The sequence below is a fragment of the Amycolatopsis mongoliensis genome (genome assembly GCF_030285665.1).
GTDB lineage: Bacteria > Actinomycetota > Actinomycetes > Mycobacteriales > Pseudonocardiaceae > Amycolatopsis > Amycolatopsis mongoliensis.
The window spans coordinates 6,000,025-6,015,504 of sequence record NZ_CP127295.1; the positions used below are offsets into that span (position 1 = coordinate 6,000,025).

The window sequence follows — 15,480 nt, forward strand, 5'->3', positions numbered from 1 at the left end:
TGAGCCCGTCGGGGTATATCCGCCTACTGGCGTAGGGCCTCAGCTTGCGTGACATGGTTGCGTCGCGGGCGAACGACGCCGATATGCGGTTCCGGCGGGAGATCGCGGCGATGCACTCCCGCATCAACGGTTGTGGCCGGCCCCTTGGCGCCCGGGGGTAACTTGGAGGCGTGGTGGAAGTGCCGTACCAGGACCTGGTCGACGCGGGTGGCCTCGAGGCCGTACTCCGGGCTGCGTGTCCTGACTGCGAGATCGACATGAGGGATGCTCGGGGCGCCTTCGGCGGCTTCGCGGCCACGATGAGCAGGCGAGATCGCGCCGTGTATGTCATGCCCCGCAGGGGTGAACGTCTGTTCCGGGTGCGGCACATGCTGCGGGGGACGTATCTGAGCCGGCTGTCGACGGTCGAGCTGGCGGAGGTCACCGGATCTGCGGCGAGCTGGCTCGGTGGCGCCACGGCACGGGAACTGGTGGCTGCGTGGCCGTTCGCCGACTTCGTGGATGTCGCCGACGCCTTCGAGAGCGGCGATCGGACCGAGTTCATGTGGCAGGTGTACCGCGCATACAAGGTGTCCGGCCTGGGTGAGTTCATCGAGGCGGCGATGCGGGAGCCGCGGCTGCGGCGGATGTATCCGTTCACGTCGATGTTCTGGATGTCGTTCCGGCCGACCGCGGACGAGTACCGGGTGCCCGGCCCCTGGGTGCGCTCGGCCGGCGATGGGCGGGTCACGGTCGTGGGGGATCGGCGAGTGGACCCGGACGTCATCTACGTCGCCGCCGAGGCGGTCCGGGTGTGCCTGGCCGAGATGGACCGCCTAGGCGTGCCGTCGCCCGAGGAGTTCCGTGCCGGGAAGCGCCCGTCTCGCTAGGATTCCGCGAGGTCGGGTCGCAGGGAGTCGTACTCGTCGCCGTTTTCGTTGAGCAACAGGTAGAGGGGCGACAGTTCTGTCAGGCACCTGCTCAGCGACGCCAACAGCTCCTCGACGGCGACCTGGCCGAGGTCCAGCTCCGCGGTGACCTCGGAACGCAGCTGGTCGACACCATCTCCGCGCCCCACGACCTCGGTCCGTACCTGGGGCTGGTGGCCATGGATGGCGCGCTCAGCCAGGTCGGTCACCTCGGGCCGGTCACCGTCCAGACCATGGATCTGCTGGTGGGGCGCAAGAAGCCCACCTCGGCCGGCAGCGGCGGGGTGCCCGCCACGGCCGCCATGCTGGACTTCTGCGCCGAGCACGGCGTCACCGCCGATGTCGAGGTGCTCCCGTCGACGCGGGTGAACGAAGCCTTCGATCGCTTGCGGCGCAACGATGTCCGCTACCGCTTCGTGCTGGACATGGCGGACCTGGCCTGAGTCGCGACCCCATCGGGAGCCGCTGCCCAGTGCCGGGTGTGGGCGAGCGGGGGCACCGCGCTCGCCCACACCGTGGTGGTCAGGTGGTGACAGTCAGCTTGCCGAGCGTGGCCGCGTGGTCCGGGTGGTCGACCGGGACCACGGCCGAGGACAGGGCGGTCCAGCACGACGGGCAGCAGTACTGGCGGAACACCACCGGGGTGTCGACGTAGTCCGAGGCCGACGCGATGATCTGCGGCCCGGCTTCGGTCGCGGCACCGTCGTACACGGCGACGGCCAGCGGTCCCTCGCCGGTGTCGCCGAGGATCTCCGCACAATGCGCGCACGCGATGCTGGTGCCGGCTTCGACGAGGTTGTCGTCGATCCGCTTGACCGACGACAGATCGGCCTTGCCGCGCGTCTCCCCGGCCGGTCGCGAGCGGTCCCGCCGCACCCCGCGCAGCCGGTGCCGTTCGGCTGTGGTGGCTGCCGCGTCGACCTCGCCGCCGTCGAGGACCACGCCGTAGACCGCGGCTGCGGCGGCCGGGGTGATCTTCTGCTCGCCCAGGTCGCGGGCGACGGCCTCGGGGTCGCGGGCCAGCGGGTCGCCGTAACCGCCGCCGCCCTGCCACGTCATCGCGAAGACCTCGCCCGGTGCCAGGTAGCTCGACGCGTAGTTCTGTCCCGGCTCGAGCGTGTCGCTGATTTCTTCGAGTGACGACGGCATCGTCCCCGACGCCAGCAGTTCGGCGATCCGGCTCTGCCGCGCGAGGACGTCGAGACCGCTGTTACCGGGGTGCCCGCCCGACAGCCCGGCGTTCTGCGTCACGGCCTTGCCCGCCGACGCGAGCACCAGGCCCATCGGGACGCTCGTGCCGTGCGGGGTGAACGCCAGCGAGGCGCCGAGCCCGCCGCGGTGCCGGCCCGGGCCGCCGGAGTCGGGTAGCTCCCGCCGCCACAGCGTGAGGAGCGGGTACAGGAACTCGGTCATCTCGACGTCGGGCACGCGGCCCATCGGGATGCAGAACAGACCGCCGGTGTCGATGCCGTCGGCGTGCGTGCGGGCGCCGTAGCCGCCGGCCATCGGTTCCATCATGATGTTCAGGAACGGCGAGGGCTGCTCACCCCGCTCGTCGAGGCCGGCGATGACGGCGGTGTCCCAGGTGCCGCAGCAGGTCGCCTGGACGTTCTTGCCCAGCTCCAGGTCGCGGTCGAGCATCTGCGACAGGCACTCGGCGATCAGGCTGCCGGTGAGCCAGGCCGGCCCGATCGGACCGCGCCCGACGGCCGCGGGGAACGTCGCGTTGTTGAGCGTGCCCTCCTCGGTGACGAGGTCGAAGCAGCGCATCAGCCCGCCCGCCGACCACGGGATGTCGTTGGCGAGGATCGGCAGCAGCGCGAGCATGACGCCGCCGCGCATGCCGGCGTACGTGCAGTTGATGACGCCGGCCTGCTTGTCCGTGCCGGTGAAGTCGAAGGTGAGGTGGTCACCCGACTTCGTGGTGGTCACGGTGATCTTGTGCAGCCCGCGGTCGCCCTCGTGGGACTGGTCCTGGTAGCCGGTCGCGGTCCAGCTGCCGTCCGGCAACGCGGTGAGCTTGTCGCGCAGCCGGGTCTCGGCGTCGGACATCATCCGCTTCATGACGGCCTTGACCGTGTCGGGGCCGTACTGGTCGATCAGCGCGTGCAGCCGCTCGGCGCCGACGTTGTTCGCGCCGATCTTCGCCCGCAGGTCCAGCCCGATCAGCATCGGCACCCGCGAGCGGCGCACCCACAGGTCGGCGACGTCGCTCTGCACCTGGCCGCCGCGCACCACCTTCACCGGCGGGGTCGGCAGCGATTCTGAGAACACGTCCTGCGCGGCGGGGGAGAAGGAGCCGAGGCCGACCCCGCCGAGGTCGGGCTGGTGCGCGATCGCGCTCGTCCAGGCGAAGAGCTTCCCGTCGTGGAAGACCGGCTGGTAGACCATGACGTCGTTCTGGTGCAGCCCGCCGCCGACCCACGGGTCGTTGGTCAGGAACATGTCACCGGCCTCGATGCCCGGGTTGCTCGCGCGGTGGCGCAGCGTCCAGTAGATGGCGAGGTCGACCGCGCCGACGAGCATCGTGTTGTACAGCCCGACCTGCACCTCCTGGCCGAGTTCGTCGGAGATGGCGAAGTCGAAGTCGTTGGCGTCGGTGACGATCGGCGAGCCGGACATGCGCTTGAGCGCTTCGCCCATCTCGTCGGTGACCGACCACAGGCGGTGCCGGATCACCTCGTAGGTGAGCGGGTCGAGGTTGTCGATCTGCTCCTGCGTGACACTGTGGACGTCCAAAGTGGACGGCAACGACCGGGCGAGCTCGGCCGGGTCGACGGGACGGCTGGAGAAGCGCTCCGAGCCGGGGATCGGCATGGTCATGCGGCACTCCTGCGGATCGTGAGGTTGCCGAGGTGGTCGACGGTGCCGGTGGTCCCGCCGGGGACGACCACGGTGGTCGTCGGCACCTCGACGATGGCGGGGCCGGTCAGCACGTGGCCGGCGCGCAGTTCGCGGTAGTCGTAGACGGGGGTGTCGACGTAGCCGAGCCGGGCGTCGAGCTGGACCGGGCGGCGGCCGGCCTGCGCGGCGGCCGGGTCGGCCGACGGCGCGGGCGGCACGGGTGGCAGTTCGGGACTGAACGGCAGCACGCCGATGCCCCGCACGCGGAACGTGATCGCTTGGATCCCGGCTTCGCGGAACCCGGCGTCACGGCCGTAAAGCGCGGCATAACGCTCTTCGAAGCCCGTGGCCGCCTCCTCGATGGCGGCCATGTCGAGGTGGCCGCGCACCACCGGGGTGCTGACCTCGGCCAGCTGCATCGCGTACCGCATGTCGATCTCGCGGTGCAGCTCGACGGTCTCGAACCGCACCCCCTGCCGGTCGAGCCCGTCGAGGACCTGTTTCTCGAGGTCGGCGAAGTTGCGTTCGGCGCGGGCCGGGTCGAACGGCACGGTTGTCGGGTCCGAAAGTTCGGCCGCCAGCGCGATGTCGGACGAAGCCAGGCCGAACGCGGAGAACGCCGAAGCCACCGGCCCGAGCGGGACGACGACCTCGTCGACACCGACCTCGGCCGCGTAACCGGCGCAGTGGGCGGGACCCGCACCGCCGAACGCGTAGACCACGAAGTCGCGGGGGTCGTGCCCCGCTTCGACCACGGTCTTGCGCAGCAGGTCGCCGGTCTGGGCGTTCTGCACGGTGTAGATCGCCGCGGCCGCCTCCTCGACGCTCAGCCCGAGCGGTTTGGCGATCCGGACGTCGATCGCCTGCCGGGCCGGTTCCAGCGACAGCGGTTTGCGCCCGCCCAGCAGGCCGCGTTCGGGGAGGATGCCCAGCACCAGGTTCGCGTCGGTGTTGGTCGGCTCGGTGCCGCCGTTGCCGTAGCAGGCGGGGCCGGGCACGGCCTGGGCGCTGTGCGGCCCGATGCGGAGGTTGCCGCCGGCGTCGAGCCAGGCGACGGCGCCGCCGCCGGAGCCGATCGCGTCCACGCGCAGGGTCGGCACGTTGATCGGGTGGTGGTTGATCACGGTGGTGGTGTCGCGCACCGGTTCTCCGTCGACAACGAGGCCGGCCAGGAAGGTCGTGCCGCCGACGTCGGTGGAGATGATGTTGCGGTGGCCCAGCTGGCGGCCGAGCGCGACCGAGCCGATCACCCCGCCGGTGAGGACGGACCCGACGGTGCTGATCGCGGTCGCCGGTGCTTCGGCCGCCGCGACGGCGCCACCGTTGCTCTGCATGACCAGCAGCGGCCCGGCGAGATCGTTGTCCCGCAACGCGTTCTCGAGCGTGGTGAGGTAGTCCCGCAGCCCCGGCCCGATCTGGGTGCTCATGATCGTGGTGGCGTTGCGGGCGAACTCGCGGATGCGAGGACTGACTTCACTCGACAGCGCGACGAAGACGTCCGGATCCTCTTCGGCGATGAGAGCGCGCAAGCGCTGCTCGTGGACCGGGTTGCGGAAGGACCACAGCAGCGACACCGCGATCGCCTTGACGCCGTCGGCGAGCAGGGTCCGGATCGCCGCGCGCGCCTCCGCCTCGTCCAGCCCGACGACGACGGTGCCGTCCCGGTCGATCCGTTCGGTGACCTCCAGCGCGCACCGCTTGGGGAGCAGCGCGTGGTTCTTGCTCTGCCCGAGCACGTTCTGCAACTCGTGCGGTGAGCGGCCGAGGTAGCGGCCCTCGACGTTCATGATGAAGATCGAGTCGCGATGGCCCTTGGTGGTGAGGAAGCCGACCGGCGGCACGTTGCCCATGACCAGCGCGTTGAGCGACGACGTCGTCCCGTGGGCGATGTGGTGGGTCTCCGCCAGCATCTCGGACAGGCTCTTCCCGAGCTGCTCGGCCAGCAGGCCGAGCACGTCGAGCACGCCGCGGGAGTAGTCCGGCGGGGTGGAGGGCGACTTCGCGGCGAGCACGGTTCCCGCGTCGTCGTCGAGGACGGCGTCGGTGAACGTGCCGCCCACGTCCACGCCGATGACATAAGCCATCTTGAGCGCTCCTTTGCGCGAGAAACTTCCTGACGAGGGTGTAGACTATTCGACGTTGATGACAAAGGTCAATCTTGACTTTGTGACTTCGCGAGCGTCAAATAGTCGACTAGTACGTCAAACGAAGTCTTCGGAGGTGCGGTGATGCAGCCACGACGGGTTGCGGTGCTGGGTGGGGGACCGGGCGGGCTCTACACCGCCCGGCTGCTCAAGCTCGCGAATCCCGCCTGCGACGTCCGGGTGTACGAGCAGGGCGATCCGGGCTCCACCTTCGGCTTCGGGGTCGGCCTCGCCGCCGGCACCCAGCGCAAGCTCGAGGCGGCCGATCCCGACACGCTGCGCGACCTCGTCGCGGCCGGTCTCCGCCACGACATGACCATGCGGGTCGGCGCCGACTCGGTCCGGGTGCACAACGACCGGCTCATCGGCATCGCCCGCACCGAGCTGCTGGCCGTCCTGCAGCGGCACGCGGAAAAGGCGGGCGTCGAGCTGGACTTCGGCACCCGCCGGGCCGCCGGGGACCTGGACGCCGACCTGGTGGTCGCCGCCGACGGGGTCGGCAGCGCCACCCGGGAGAACGGCTCGTTCGGCGGCCGGATCGACGTCGGCAAGGGGCTGTACCTGTGGTGCGGCACCGATTTCGCGCTCGACGCCGCGATGTTCGCACCGGTCGAGACCGACTACGGGACGTTCGTGACGCACGCCTACCCCTACTCGGGCGACCGTTCGACGTTCCTCATCGAGACCGACGAGGAAACCTGGCGGCGAGCCGGTTTCGACACGACGACCGCTGCCCTCGGGTCCGCCGGAACCGAGTCCGACGAGACCTCTCTGCGGTTCCTGGAGCAGGCGTTCGCCGAGCAGCTGCGCGGGCACCCGCTGATCGGCAACCGCACCCGCTGGCTGCGCTTCCGCACCGTCCACTGTGACCGCTGGTCGAGCGGGAACACCGTGCTGCTGGGGGATGCCGCGCACACCGCGCACTTCTCCATCGGCTCCGGCACGAAGCTGGCCATGGAGGACGCGATCGCCCTCGTCGACGCACTGGGCGAGGCCGAGAACGTCGGCGCGGCCTTCGCGCGGTACGAACAGGTCCGGCGGCCGTCGGTCGAACGGCTGCAGGAGCTGGCCCGCCGCAGCCGGCTGTGGTGGGAATCGTTCCCCTCCCGGACCGGGCTGCCCGTCGAACGCCTGATGGTCGCGTACATGTCGCGGGCCGGGAACGTGCCGCTGGACCGGTTCGCCACCACGGCGCCCGACGTGGTGAGGGCCGCCCTGGAGCAGTACGGCGGCGAACCGGCGGTCGGGAACCTGGCCGGCTGGGTGCTCGGGCGCCCGCTCGTCCACGGCGGCCGGCGATTCCCCGACCGGACCTCCGTGCCCGAGCTGGAAACGCTCGCCTGCGCGCTCGACGACCCGTGGTCGCCCGAGGGAGACGAGCTCGTCGCCCGCGCGCGGGACACGGACGGCGTGCTGGTCACCGGCCCGCCCGCCCGGCCCGCCCTGCTCACCCGCCTCGACCTCGCCGAACGGGTCCGGCTCGAGACCGGTGTGCTGACTGCGGTGGAGGGGCCGGCCGAACTGCGCGACGATCTGGCCGACGGCCTGGTCAGCGGACGTACTGACCTGGTGGTGCTCACCGAGGAGACCGCATGAAGCTCGTTCCCCACCCCGAGGCCGCCGTCCGCCGCTACCGCGAGGCGGGGCTGTGGGGAACCGGCACGATCGCCACCGAGTTCCACCGCGTGGCACAGGCCCATCCGGACCGGGACGCCGTGGTCGCGCTGGACGGCCGGCTCTCCTACCGCGAGCTGGACGAGCGCACCGACCGCGTCGCCGCGGGGCTGGTCGCGCTGGGGCTGCGGCCGGGGGCCCCGGTGCTGTTCCAGGTGACCAACCGGCTGGAGAGCGTGGTCGCCTGGTACGGCGTGCTGAAGGCCGGCTTGATCCCGGTCGCCACGCTCGCCGCGCACCGGGGGCACGAGATCGGTGAGATCAGCCGGCGCGTGGGAGCGGTCGCGCACCTGGTCGAGGCGGAGCTGCGGGGCTTCGATCTCGTCGGGTTCGCGCAGGCGCACCAGCAGGACCACCCGACGCTGCGGCACGTGCTCGTGCTGGGCGACGACCCGCGCGGCCGGTCGCTCGGCGCACTCGGCAGCGACGTGGACCCGGCCGCCGCCCGCGCGCTCGTCGAGCGGATCCAGTCGGGCCTCGACCCCGACGACGTGGCCGTGTACCAGCTTTCCGGGGGCACCACCGGCGTGCCGAAGGTGATCCCCCGGCTGCACGCCGAGTACTGGTACAACGGCGCCGAGTACGCGCGTTCCTGGGGCTGGACACCGGAAACGCGGGTCGCGCACCTGATCCCGGTCATCCACAACGCCGGGATCGTGTGCGCCGTGCACGGCCCGCACAGCGTGGGCGCGTGCCTCGTCCTCGGCCGCCCCGACCTGGACGAATCCCTCCCGTTGCTGGCCCGCGAGGGCGCCACCCACGTGCTGCTCGGGCACGGGCACTACCGGGCCGCGTCCCACCCGGGCTTCGCCGACGCCGCCAAGGCACTCACCCAGGTCGTCCTCTCCGGTGCCAAGGTCCCGGCCGCGCTCTTCGAGGACCTGGAGGCCCGCGGTCTCTGGACGGGACAGCTGTTCGGCATGGGGGAGGGGCTGTTCCTCACCACGCGGCCCGGGGCGCCGCGCACGGCGCGCCTGGAAACCGTCGGGACACCGCTGTCGGCGTTCGACGAGGTGCGGATCCTGGAGCCGGGGACCGAGACCGACGTCGACGACGGCGAGGTCGGCGAGCTGTGCTGCCGCGGCCCCTACACCCTGCGTGGCTACTACGACGCCGCCGAGCACAACGCCCGCGCCTTCACCGCCGACGGTTTCTACCGCACCGGTGACCTCGCAGCCCGGCGGAAGATCGACGGCGAGTGGTACGTCTCCATCGAGGGCCGGATCAAGGACCTCATCAACCGCGGCGGCGAGAAGATCAACGCCGAAGAGGTGGAGCTGCTCCTGCTGCGCCACCCGCGGATCACCGCGGCCGCCGTCGTCGCCATGCCCGACCCGCGCCTGGGCGAGCGCACCTGCGCCTACGTCGTCGTCGACGGCACGCAGCTGGGCCTGGCCGAGGTACAAGAGCACTTCGCCGCGCTCGACGTCGCCAAGTTCAAGTGGCCCGAGCGGATCGAGCACGTCCCCGAAATCCCGCGCACGCTCGTCGGCAAGGTCGACAAGAAGCGCCTGACCGCGGAGATCTCCGACAAGATCGCCGCAGAGAAGGCAGGAACACGATGACGCACCGGATCGGGCTGGTCGTCCCCAGCTCCAACGTGACTGTCGAGACCGAAATCCCGGCTCTGCTCTCCCGTCACACCGAGCAGTTCTCCTTCCACTCCAGCCGGATGCGGATGCACCAGGTGACGCCGGAAGAGCTGAAGGCGATGAACGCCCAGCGCGAGCGGTGCGTGGGCGAGCTGGGTGATGCCGGGGTCGACGCGCTGCTCTACGCCTGCCTCGTCGCCGTCATGGCGCAGGGCGCCGGCGAGCACCGGCGCGTGGAGAAGGAGATCCGCGGGCAGCTGCCGGACACCGAGATCCTCTCCAGTGCCGGTGCGCTGGTCGAGGGGCTGACCGCCCTCGGCGCCCGGCGGATCGCACTGGTGACGCCCTACCTGCGGCCGCTCGCCGAGCAGGTCGTGGCCTATCTCGAGGCCGAAGGGTTCACCGTCGCCGACTGGGCCGCGCTGGAGGTCGGGGACAACGCCGAGGTCGGCTGCATCCCCGGTGACCGCGTGCTGGAAGCCGCCCGCGGGCTCGACCTGAGCGGCGCCGACGCGCTGGTCATCTCCGCCTGCGTTCAGATGCCTTCGCTGAACCTGCTGGTCCCGGCGGAGGAGGAGTTCGGCTTGCCGGTGCTCTCCGCGGCCACCGCCGGCGCCTACACGCTGCTCACCAGCCTCGGGCTCGATCCCGTGCTGCCCGGCGCCGGACGGCTGCTCGCGGCGACGCACTGAGCACCGATCTATCCTCTGCCCATGAGTGGGACCGAGAGCGGACGCAGTCGGGGGAGCGCGGGCACCGCCCGCCGGGAGCTGGTGGAGAACGAGCTCTACGAGCACGCCACCCGCCTGTTCGCCGAGCGGGGGTTCGCCGGCACGAGCCTGCAGGACATCGCCGACGCGATCGGCATCACCCGGCCCGCGCTCTACTACTACGTCAAGAGCAAGGAAGAGCTGCTCGCCAAGCTCGTCACCGAGGTCACCGACGGCCCGCTCGGGGAGCTCACCGCGCTCGCCGGGCGGCCCGACCTCGACCCCGTCCAGGCGCTCCGCGGTGTCGTCGACGTGCTGGTGCGCCGGCGCGCCACCCAGCCCGAGCGCTTCCGGCTGCTGATCCGCTCCGAGGCCGAGCTGCCCGAGGGGCTCACCGCGGCCTACGACAAGAGCCGCCGGGCCGTGCTCAAGACCATCGCCGGCGTGGTCGAGAAGGGCGTCCGCGCGGGCCGGTTCCGGCCGGTCGACGCCCGGGTCGCGGCACTCGGCCTGCTCGGCATGTGCAACTGGGTCGCCTGGTGGTTCCAGCCCGGTGGCCGCGACAGCGCCGACGCGGTGACCGAGCAGCTCGCGGACATGGCCGTCGGTGCGCTCGAGCGGCCCGACCGCCGGGTCCCCGACGGGGACGGCCCCGCGGCGGCGCTCAAGCTGCTCCGCCAGGACCTCGACCACCTGGAACGCGTCCTCGACCTCTGAGGCCCCGGCTTCCCGGCTGCCCGTGAAGTGACGCCCGGGCAGGCGCACGCCTCGTGAATCGTCTCAAGTGTCAAACTGTTGACTGTCCCGTCAATTCGAGCGTACGCTCGGGTCACCGAACCCGCCGAGATCGTTTTGCTGGAGGCTTTCGATGACCGAGCTGGCGCACCGGGTGCAGGGGGTCGACCACGTCGCGTTCCCGACGTTCGACCCCGCGGCGACCGTGCACTTCTACCGTGACGTACTGGGTTTCCCGGTCGTGCACTCGATCTGCGCGGCCGGCTGGGGCCCGGAGGACCACCCGGACTTCATCCACTTCTTCTTCGACATCGGCAACGAGGACCGGATCGCGTTCTTCTACTACTTCGGGGCCGAGCAGAGCGTCGGCGGCGCACCGGGGGAGAAGGGTGACGTCTACGCCCGGTTCGGCGCCGAGGTACCCGACTACTTCGTCCGCTCGCGCCACTTGGCCATCCACGTCGACGACGAGGACGACCTGCTGGAGTACCGGCGCCGCCTCGACGCGAGCGCGTGGCCGGTGGAGATGCAGATCCAGCACGAGACGATCGAGTCGATCTACACCCACGACCCGAACGGCTACATGGTCGAGCTCACCCGCGCGATGCGTCCCGTGACGCCGCAGGAGGACCTCGACGCGAACCTCACCATCGACGCGCTGCTGGACGTCGTCGGCGAACCCGAGCCGACGTTCGGAAAACTGCTGGCCCGCAAGGCCGAGCTGATCGTGGAGCGCGCCGCCGACTGGGAGCCTGCGCGATGACCACGTTCTACCTGCTCGACGTCCCCGAGAACACGTCCGTCGCCAAGGTCGCGGCCGAGGATCCGGCCGTCACCGTCGGGCAGGTCGGACCGTACTTCGAGATCCACGCCGAGAGCACGATCGTGATCGACCGCCGCGCCACCGGATGCCGGCACGCCGTCTGGTACTCCTGCGTCGCCGGAGTGGCGCGGGACAGCCGGATCACCCAGCACGACAAGAACGCGCTGCGCGTGGAGCCCGCATGACCTCCGCGCGGCTCGGGGCCGGCCGCTACCTGGCTGCCGGCGAGCGGCCGGCCGCCACCGTGACCAGCGTGCACGAACTGTCCACCGCGGACGGTGCGACCGTGCGCGGTGTCCTGGCCACGGTGCCCGGTGCCCGCACCGTCGTGTGCCTGATGCACCCGCGCCAGGACCTGACGCACCACCCGCTGGTGCCCCTGCTGCTGCGGGCGGGCGTCGCGGTCTGGACCCAGCACACGCGCTCGGTCAACAACGATCTGACGCTGGTCCACGAACAAGCCCTGCACGACGTCGCGGCCGGACAGGTCTTCCTGCGGGACAAGGGTTTCGAGTCCGTGGTCGTGGTGGGCCACTCCGGTGGCGGCACGCTCTACGCCTTCTACCTCCAGCAGGCCGCGCTCGCCCCCGCCGACCGCATCACCACCACCCCCGGCGGCCGCCCCACCAAACTCGCCGACGCCGAAATGCCGCCGGCCGACGGCGCGATCTTCCTGGCCCCGCACCCCGGTCAGGGCGCGCTGCTGCTGAACTGCATCGACCCGTCGGTCGCCGACGAAGCCGACCCGCTGTCGGTCGTCCCGGAGCTGGACCCGTTCACCCCGGACAACGGGTTCGCCGAACCCCCGCGCAGCTCGGCCTACCCGGCGGAGTTCGTGCGGCGCTACCGCGAAGCGCAACGCGCGCGGGTCGCCCGCATCGACGCCGTGGCCCGTGAACACCTCGCTCGCGCGGCCGAAGCGCGCGCGGCGTTCAAGAAGACGGGCAGCGCGACGGACCGCAGGCGCTCGCTCGCCCCGCGGATCATCACCGTGTTCCGCACCGACGCGGACCTGCGCACCGTGGACCTCACCCTCGACCCGAGCGAACGACCGTACGGCTCGCTGTTCGGCACCCGTCCCGACCTGATCAACTACGGCCGCACCGGCTTCGGCCGCCTCACCACCCCCGAGGCCTGGCTCTCCACCTGGTCCGGGCTCAGCACCAACGCGGACTTCGTCCGGTGCGCGCCCGCCGTCACGGCCCCGACCCTGTTCGTCGAAGTCACCGGCGACCAGGGAGCCTTTCCGGCCGACAGCCGCCGCATGATCGCCGCCCTCGGCGCGAGCGACCGCACCGTCGCCGTCGTGCGGGGCCTGCACTTCGGCAACGCCATCGCCGAAGGCGAACCCACCGGCAACGAGCTCGCCGCCGCCGAGATGGCCGGCTGGCTGGACAAGCGCTTCCCCCTCGCACCGCCCGGCTGAGCACCGCCCTGGTCCCCGGAAAGGCGTCCGCAACTCATTTCCTGCGGAGCCGCGCTGCCGGCCATGCGCGCCGGCGGTGTCCTGCCGTCGATCGTCGCCCCGGTCTTCGAGTATTCCGCGGCCCGGCGGGCGCAATCTCAACACCGCGCCGGCCGAGTCGGCTGCTGTTGCTTCGACATCGAGCGTCCCGTGGGGTGAGGATCGAGGTGGTCGTGGCCGTCGCTGCAGCCGGTCACCATCGTGGCCACGGCTGGTGCGGCGGCGGGGAGAACTCGTCAGAACAAGGTCGACTTCCTGGTGGGCGGGGACCGCCGGCTGCGGCTTGCCGGCCACGATCGCGGCGATGTCGTGCTTGTTCCCGAAGTGGTTGGCCACGCTGGGGCGGCGCCCGGCGGCAGATCATGATCGGGGCTGAGGAACAGTCGCCGCACTGCCGGCGGGTGCCGTCGGACCGCGGGGGGCCGCGCTGGCCACGGTCCTGCTCACGCCATGGCCGACGGGGTTGTGGACGTGCCGGGTGACCGGGTCGTGCTCGATCACCACGGCCCGCTTCGCCGCCTCGGGCGGCGGCCAGGGGCGAATGGGCCCGGACCGGGAATCGAAGCCGGCCGTCGTGCAGACCAGTGCCGGACACTCGGCCCGCGGCGTGGGGTCGATGCCGGGCGGTCGTCGTGCGTGGTGAACGGGCTGCTGGATCGGGCAGACTCGTTCGACGAACTTACGGCTTTCCTCGGTGGACGATGGCCGTGGCCCGTGTCCGGTGGCTACCTTCTCGGGAGACCTCTGGACATGACAGTGACCACAAGGACAGGGTGCGGCGCGATTCGCGGCCGCGGCACCGGCTGCCTTCGCGTAAGGGGTGTCGCGCCCATGCCGGGATACGCCGGGCACTTCCGGGGCGGAGCGGCGTGAGCGGTTTCCGGTCGAAACCGGCTGAGGGCCTTCGGCGGGGCGGCTTCGCCAGGGGGAACCGTGTCGGACTCATCACCAAGGACGCGAAACATGACAACATCCGTCAGACCGTGGACGGCTCTTTCCGTGTTGTGCCTGGGTTTCTTCATGATCCTGCTCGACACCACGATCGTCCCGATCGCGATCCCGACCATGCTGCGCGAGCTGAACGCCGGGCTGAACTCGGTCGTCTGGGTGATCAGCGTCTACCTGCTCACCTACGCCGTGCCGATGCTGTTCACCAGCCGCCTCGGTGACCGCTTCGGCCCGAAGCGCGTGTTCCTCGCCGGGCTGGTCGTGTTCACCGGCGCGTCGCTGTGGTGCGGCCTGTCCGGCAACGTCGAGATGCTGATCGCCGCGCGCGCCGTGCAGGGCCTCGGCGCCGCGCTGATGACACCGCAGACCCTCGCGTTCGTCAGCCACCTGTTCCCGCCCGCCGAACGCGGCCCCGCCATGGGCATGTGGGCCGCTGCCGCCGGGCTGGGCACGATCGCCGGGCCACTGCTCGGCGGGGTGCTGGTCCAGCACCTCGGCTGGGAGTGGATCTTCTTCGTCAACGTCCCGGTCGGCGGGCTCGCGCTCGTGCTGACCTGGCGGCTCGTCCCCGACTGGCAGCCGAAGCACGCCCATTCGTTCGACCTGGCCGGCATCCTGCTCTCCGGCGGGGGGCTGTTCTGCGTCGTCTTCGGTGTCCAAAATGGACAGCACTACGACTGGGGCGCCGTGGTCGGGCCGGTTTCGGTGTTCGAGATCATCGGGCTCGGGGTGGTACTGCTGGTCGTGTTCGTGTTCTGGCAGCGCGTCAACCGCAGGGAACCCCTGGTGCCGCTGTCGGTTTTCGGCAACCGGAACTTCTCCGCCGGCACGCTCGCGTGGGTCACCGTCGGCTTCGCGATGACCGGCATGTTCCTTCCTCTCGTCGTCTACCTCCAGACGGTGCTGGGGCTGACCCCCACGAAGGCCGGACTGCTCACCGCGCCGATGTCCCTGGTGACCGGCGTCATGGGGCCGTTCGTCGGTCGCGCCTCGGACAAGGTCAACGGCAAGCACCTGGTGGTGCTCGGCCTCACGACACTGGCGGCCGGGCTCGGCGTCATCGCGCTCCAGGCGGGCGCGGCCACCGACCCGTGGGCCCTGCTTCCCGCGCTACTGGTGTGCGGCCTCGGCTTCGGCTTCATCCTCGCGCCGATGAGCAATCTGGCCATGGGCACGGTCGAGCCGCGGCTGATGGGTACCGCGTCCGGCATCTTCAACACCGCACGCCAGGTTGGCGGTGTGCTGGGCAGCGCGGCGATCGGCGTGCTGTTCCAGACGAGGATCACCGCGGCGATCGCCGGCGAGGCGGACACCGCGGCGGCAGCGCTGCCGGAGCAGTACCGCGCCCCGTTCACCGAGAGCTTGACGAAGGCGGCCGCCTCGACCGGCCAGCTCGGCGCCGGTGGCGGGCGCGTGCCAACCCCCGGCCTGCCGGTGGACATCGCGACTCAGGCGGACCAGCTCGCCACTCAGGCTATCCACAATGGACTGACCGAGGCGGCGAGGCAGACCTTGCTGCTGCCGGTGGGAGTCCTGCTGCTGGGCGCCTTCGCCGCGGCGGCGATGCGCCGCACGGCGCCGGCGGTCGCGGAGCCCGTCGAAGCACCGTGAAACGCGCATAGCCTCAATGCAGTCCT

13 protein-coding genes are annotated in these 15,480 nt (G+C 71.1%); 10 read left to right on the plus strand and 3 right to left on the minus strand.

Annotated elements, in window-relative coordinates:
* Window positions 1-170: 170 nt before the first annotated feature.
* Window positions 171-869, plus strand: a complete 699-nt coding sequence (locus QRX60_RS29230; protein ID WP_285994633.1) for a DUF6193 family natural product biosynthesis protein — start codon at window positions 171-173, stop codon at window positions 867-869.
* Here QRX60_RS29230 and QRX60_RS29235 read toward each other — a convergent pair.
* Window positions 866-1,117: a hypothetical protein gene (locus QRX60_RS29235; protein WP_285994634.1), complete on the minus strand. Its 252-nt coding sequence runs from the start codon at window positions 1,115-1,117 to the stop codon at window positions 866-868. The two genes, QRX60_RS29230 and QRX60_RS29235, sit on opposite strands and share 4 nt — an antisense overlap.
* 24 nt (window positions 1,118-1,141) lie before the next feature.
* On the opposite strand from QRX60_RS29235, the gene QRX60_RS29240 reads away from it, so the two are divergent.
* On the plus strand, window positions 1,142-1,351 hold the full coding sequence (locus tag QRX60_RS29240) for a hypothetical protein (RefSeq protein ID WP_285994635.1): 210 nt from the start codon (window positions 1,142-1,144) through the stop codon (window positions 1,349-1,351).
* 79 nt (window positions 1,352-1,430) lie between these two features.
* Here QRX60_RS29240 and QRX60_RS29245 read toward each other — a convergent pair whose 3' ends face one another.
* Both QRX60_RS29245 and QRX60_RS29250 read right to left on the minus strand, forming a co-directional pair.
* Window positions 1,431-3,731 carry a hydantoinase B/oxoprolinase family protein gene (locus QRX60_RS29245; protein ID WP_285994636.1) on the minus strand — a complete coding sequence of 767 codons (2,301 nt, stop codon included), beginning with the start codon at window positions 3,729-3,731 and terminating at the stop codon, window positions 1,431-1,433.
* Entirely contained in the window at window positions 3,728-5,836 is a 2,109-nt protein-coding gene (locus tag QRX60_RS29250; protein ID WP_285994637.1) for a hydantoinase/oxoprolinase family protein, read from the minus strand. The genes QRX60_RS29245 and QRX60_RS29250 overlap by 4 nt, the downstream gene beginning before the upstream one ends.
* Before the next feature lie 144 nt (window positions 5,837-5,980).
* Between QRX60_RS29250 and QRX60_RS29255 the strand changes: the two genes are divergently transcribed.
* From QRX60_RS29255 to QRX60_RS29290, 8 genes are all read left to right on the plus strand, one after another.
* Complete coding sequence (locus QRX60_RS29255; protein WP_285994638.1) at window positions 5,981-7,492, plus strand: FAD-dependent monooxygenase; 1,512 nt, start codon at window positions 5,981-5,983, stop codon at window positions 7,490-7,492.
* On the plus strand, window positions 7,489-9,135 hold the full coding sequence (locus tag QRX60_RS29260) for a (2,3-dihydroxybenzoyl)adenylate synthase (RefSeq protein ID WP_285994639.1): 1,647 nt from the start codon (window positions 7,489-7,491) through the stop codon (window positions 9,133-9,135). The genes QRX60_RS29255 and QRX60_RS29260 overlap by 4 nt, the downstream gene beginning before the upstream one ends.
* Window positions 9,132-9,854, plus strand: coding sequence for a maleate cis-trans isomerase family protein (locus tag QRX60_RS29265; RefSeq protein ID WP_285994640.1), 723 nt, complete (start codon window positions 9,132-9,134; stop codon window positions 9,852-9,854). The genes QRX60_RS29260 and QRX60_RS29265 overlap by 4 nt, the downstream gene beginning before the upstream one ends.
* 21 nt (window positions 9,855-9,875) lie before the next feature.
* Window positions 9,876-10,589 (plus strand): TetR/AcrR family transcriptional regulator, encoded by a 714-nt coding sequence (locus QRX60_RS29270; protein WP_285994641.1) that lies wholly within the window; start codon window positions 9,876-9,878, stop codon window positions 10,587-10,589.
* 151 nt (window positions 10,590-10,740) lie between these two features.
* A complete protein-coding gene (locus QRX60_RS29275; RefSeq protein ID WP_285994642.1) occupies window positions 10,741-11,370 on the plus strand; it encodes a VOC family protein in 630 nt (209 codons plus the stop codon).
* Window positions 11,367-11,615 carry a hypothetical protein gene (locus QRX60_RS29280; RefSeq protein WP_285994643.1) on the plus strand — a complete coding sequence of 83 codons (249 nt, stop codon included), beginning with the start codon at window positions 11,367-11,369 and terminating at the stop codon, window positions 11,613-11,615. The genes QRX60_RS29275 and QRX60_RS29280 overlap by 4 nt, the downstream gene beginning before the upstream one ends.
* Window positions 11,612-12,856 (plus strand): alpha/beta hydrolase, encoded by a 1,245-nt coding sequence (locus QRX60_RS29285; protein WP_285994644.1) that lies wholly within the window; start codon window positions 11,612-11,614, stop codon window positions 12,854-12,856. Before QRX60_RS29280 ends, QRX60_RS29285 begins: the two co-directional genes overlap by 4 nt.
* Window positions 12,857-13,858: 1,002 nt before the next feature.
* Window positions 13,859-15,454, plus strand: coding sequence for an MFS transporter (locus QRX60_RS29290; protein WP_285994645.1), 1,596 nt, complete (start codon window positions 13,859-13,861; stop codon window positions 15,452-15,454).
* Window positions 15,455-15,480: the final 26 nt, after the last annotated feature.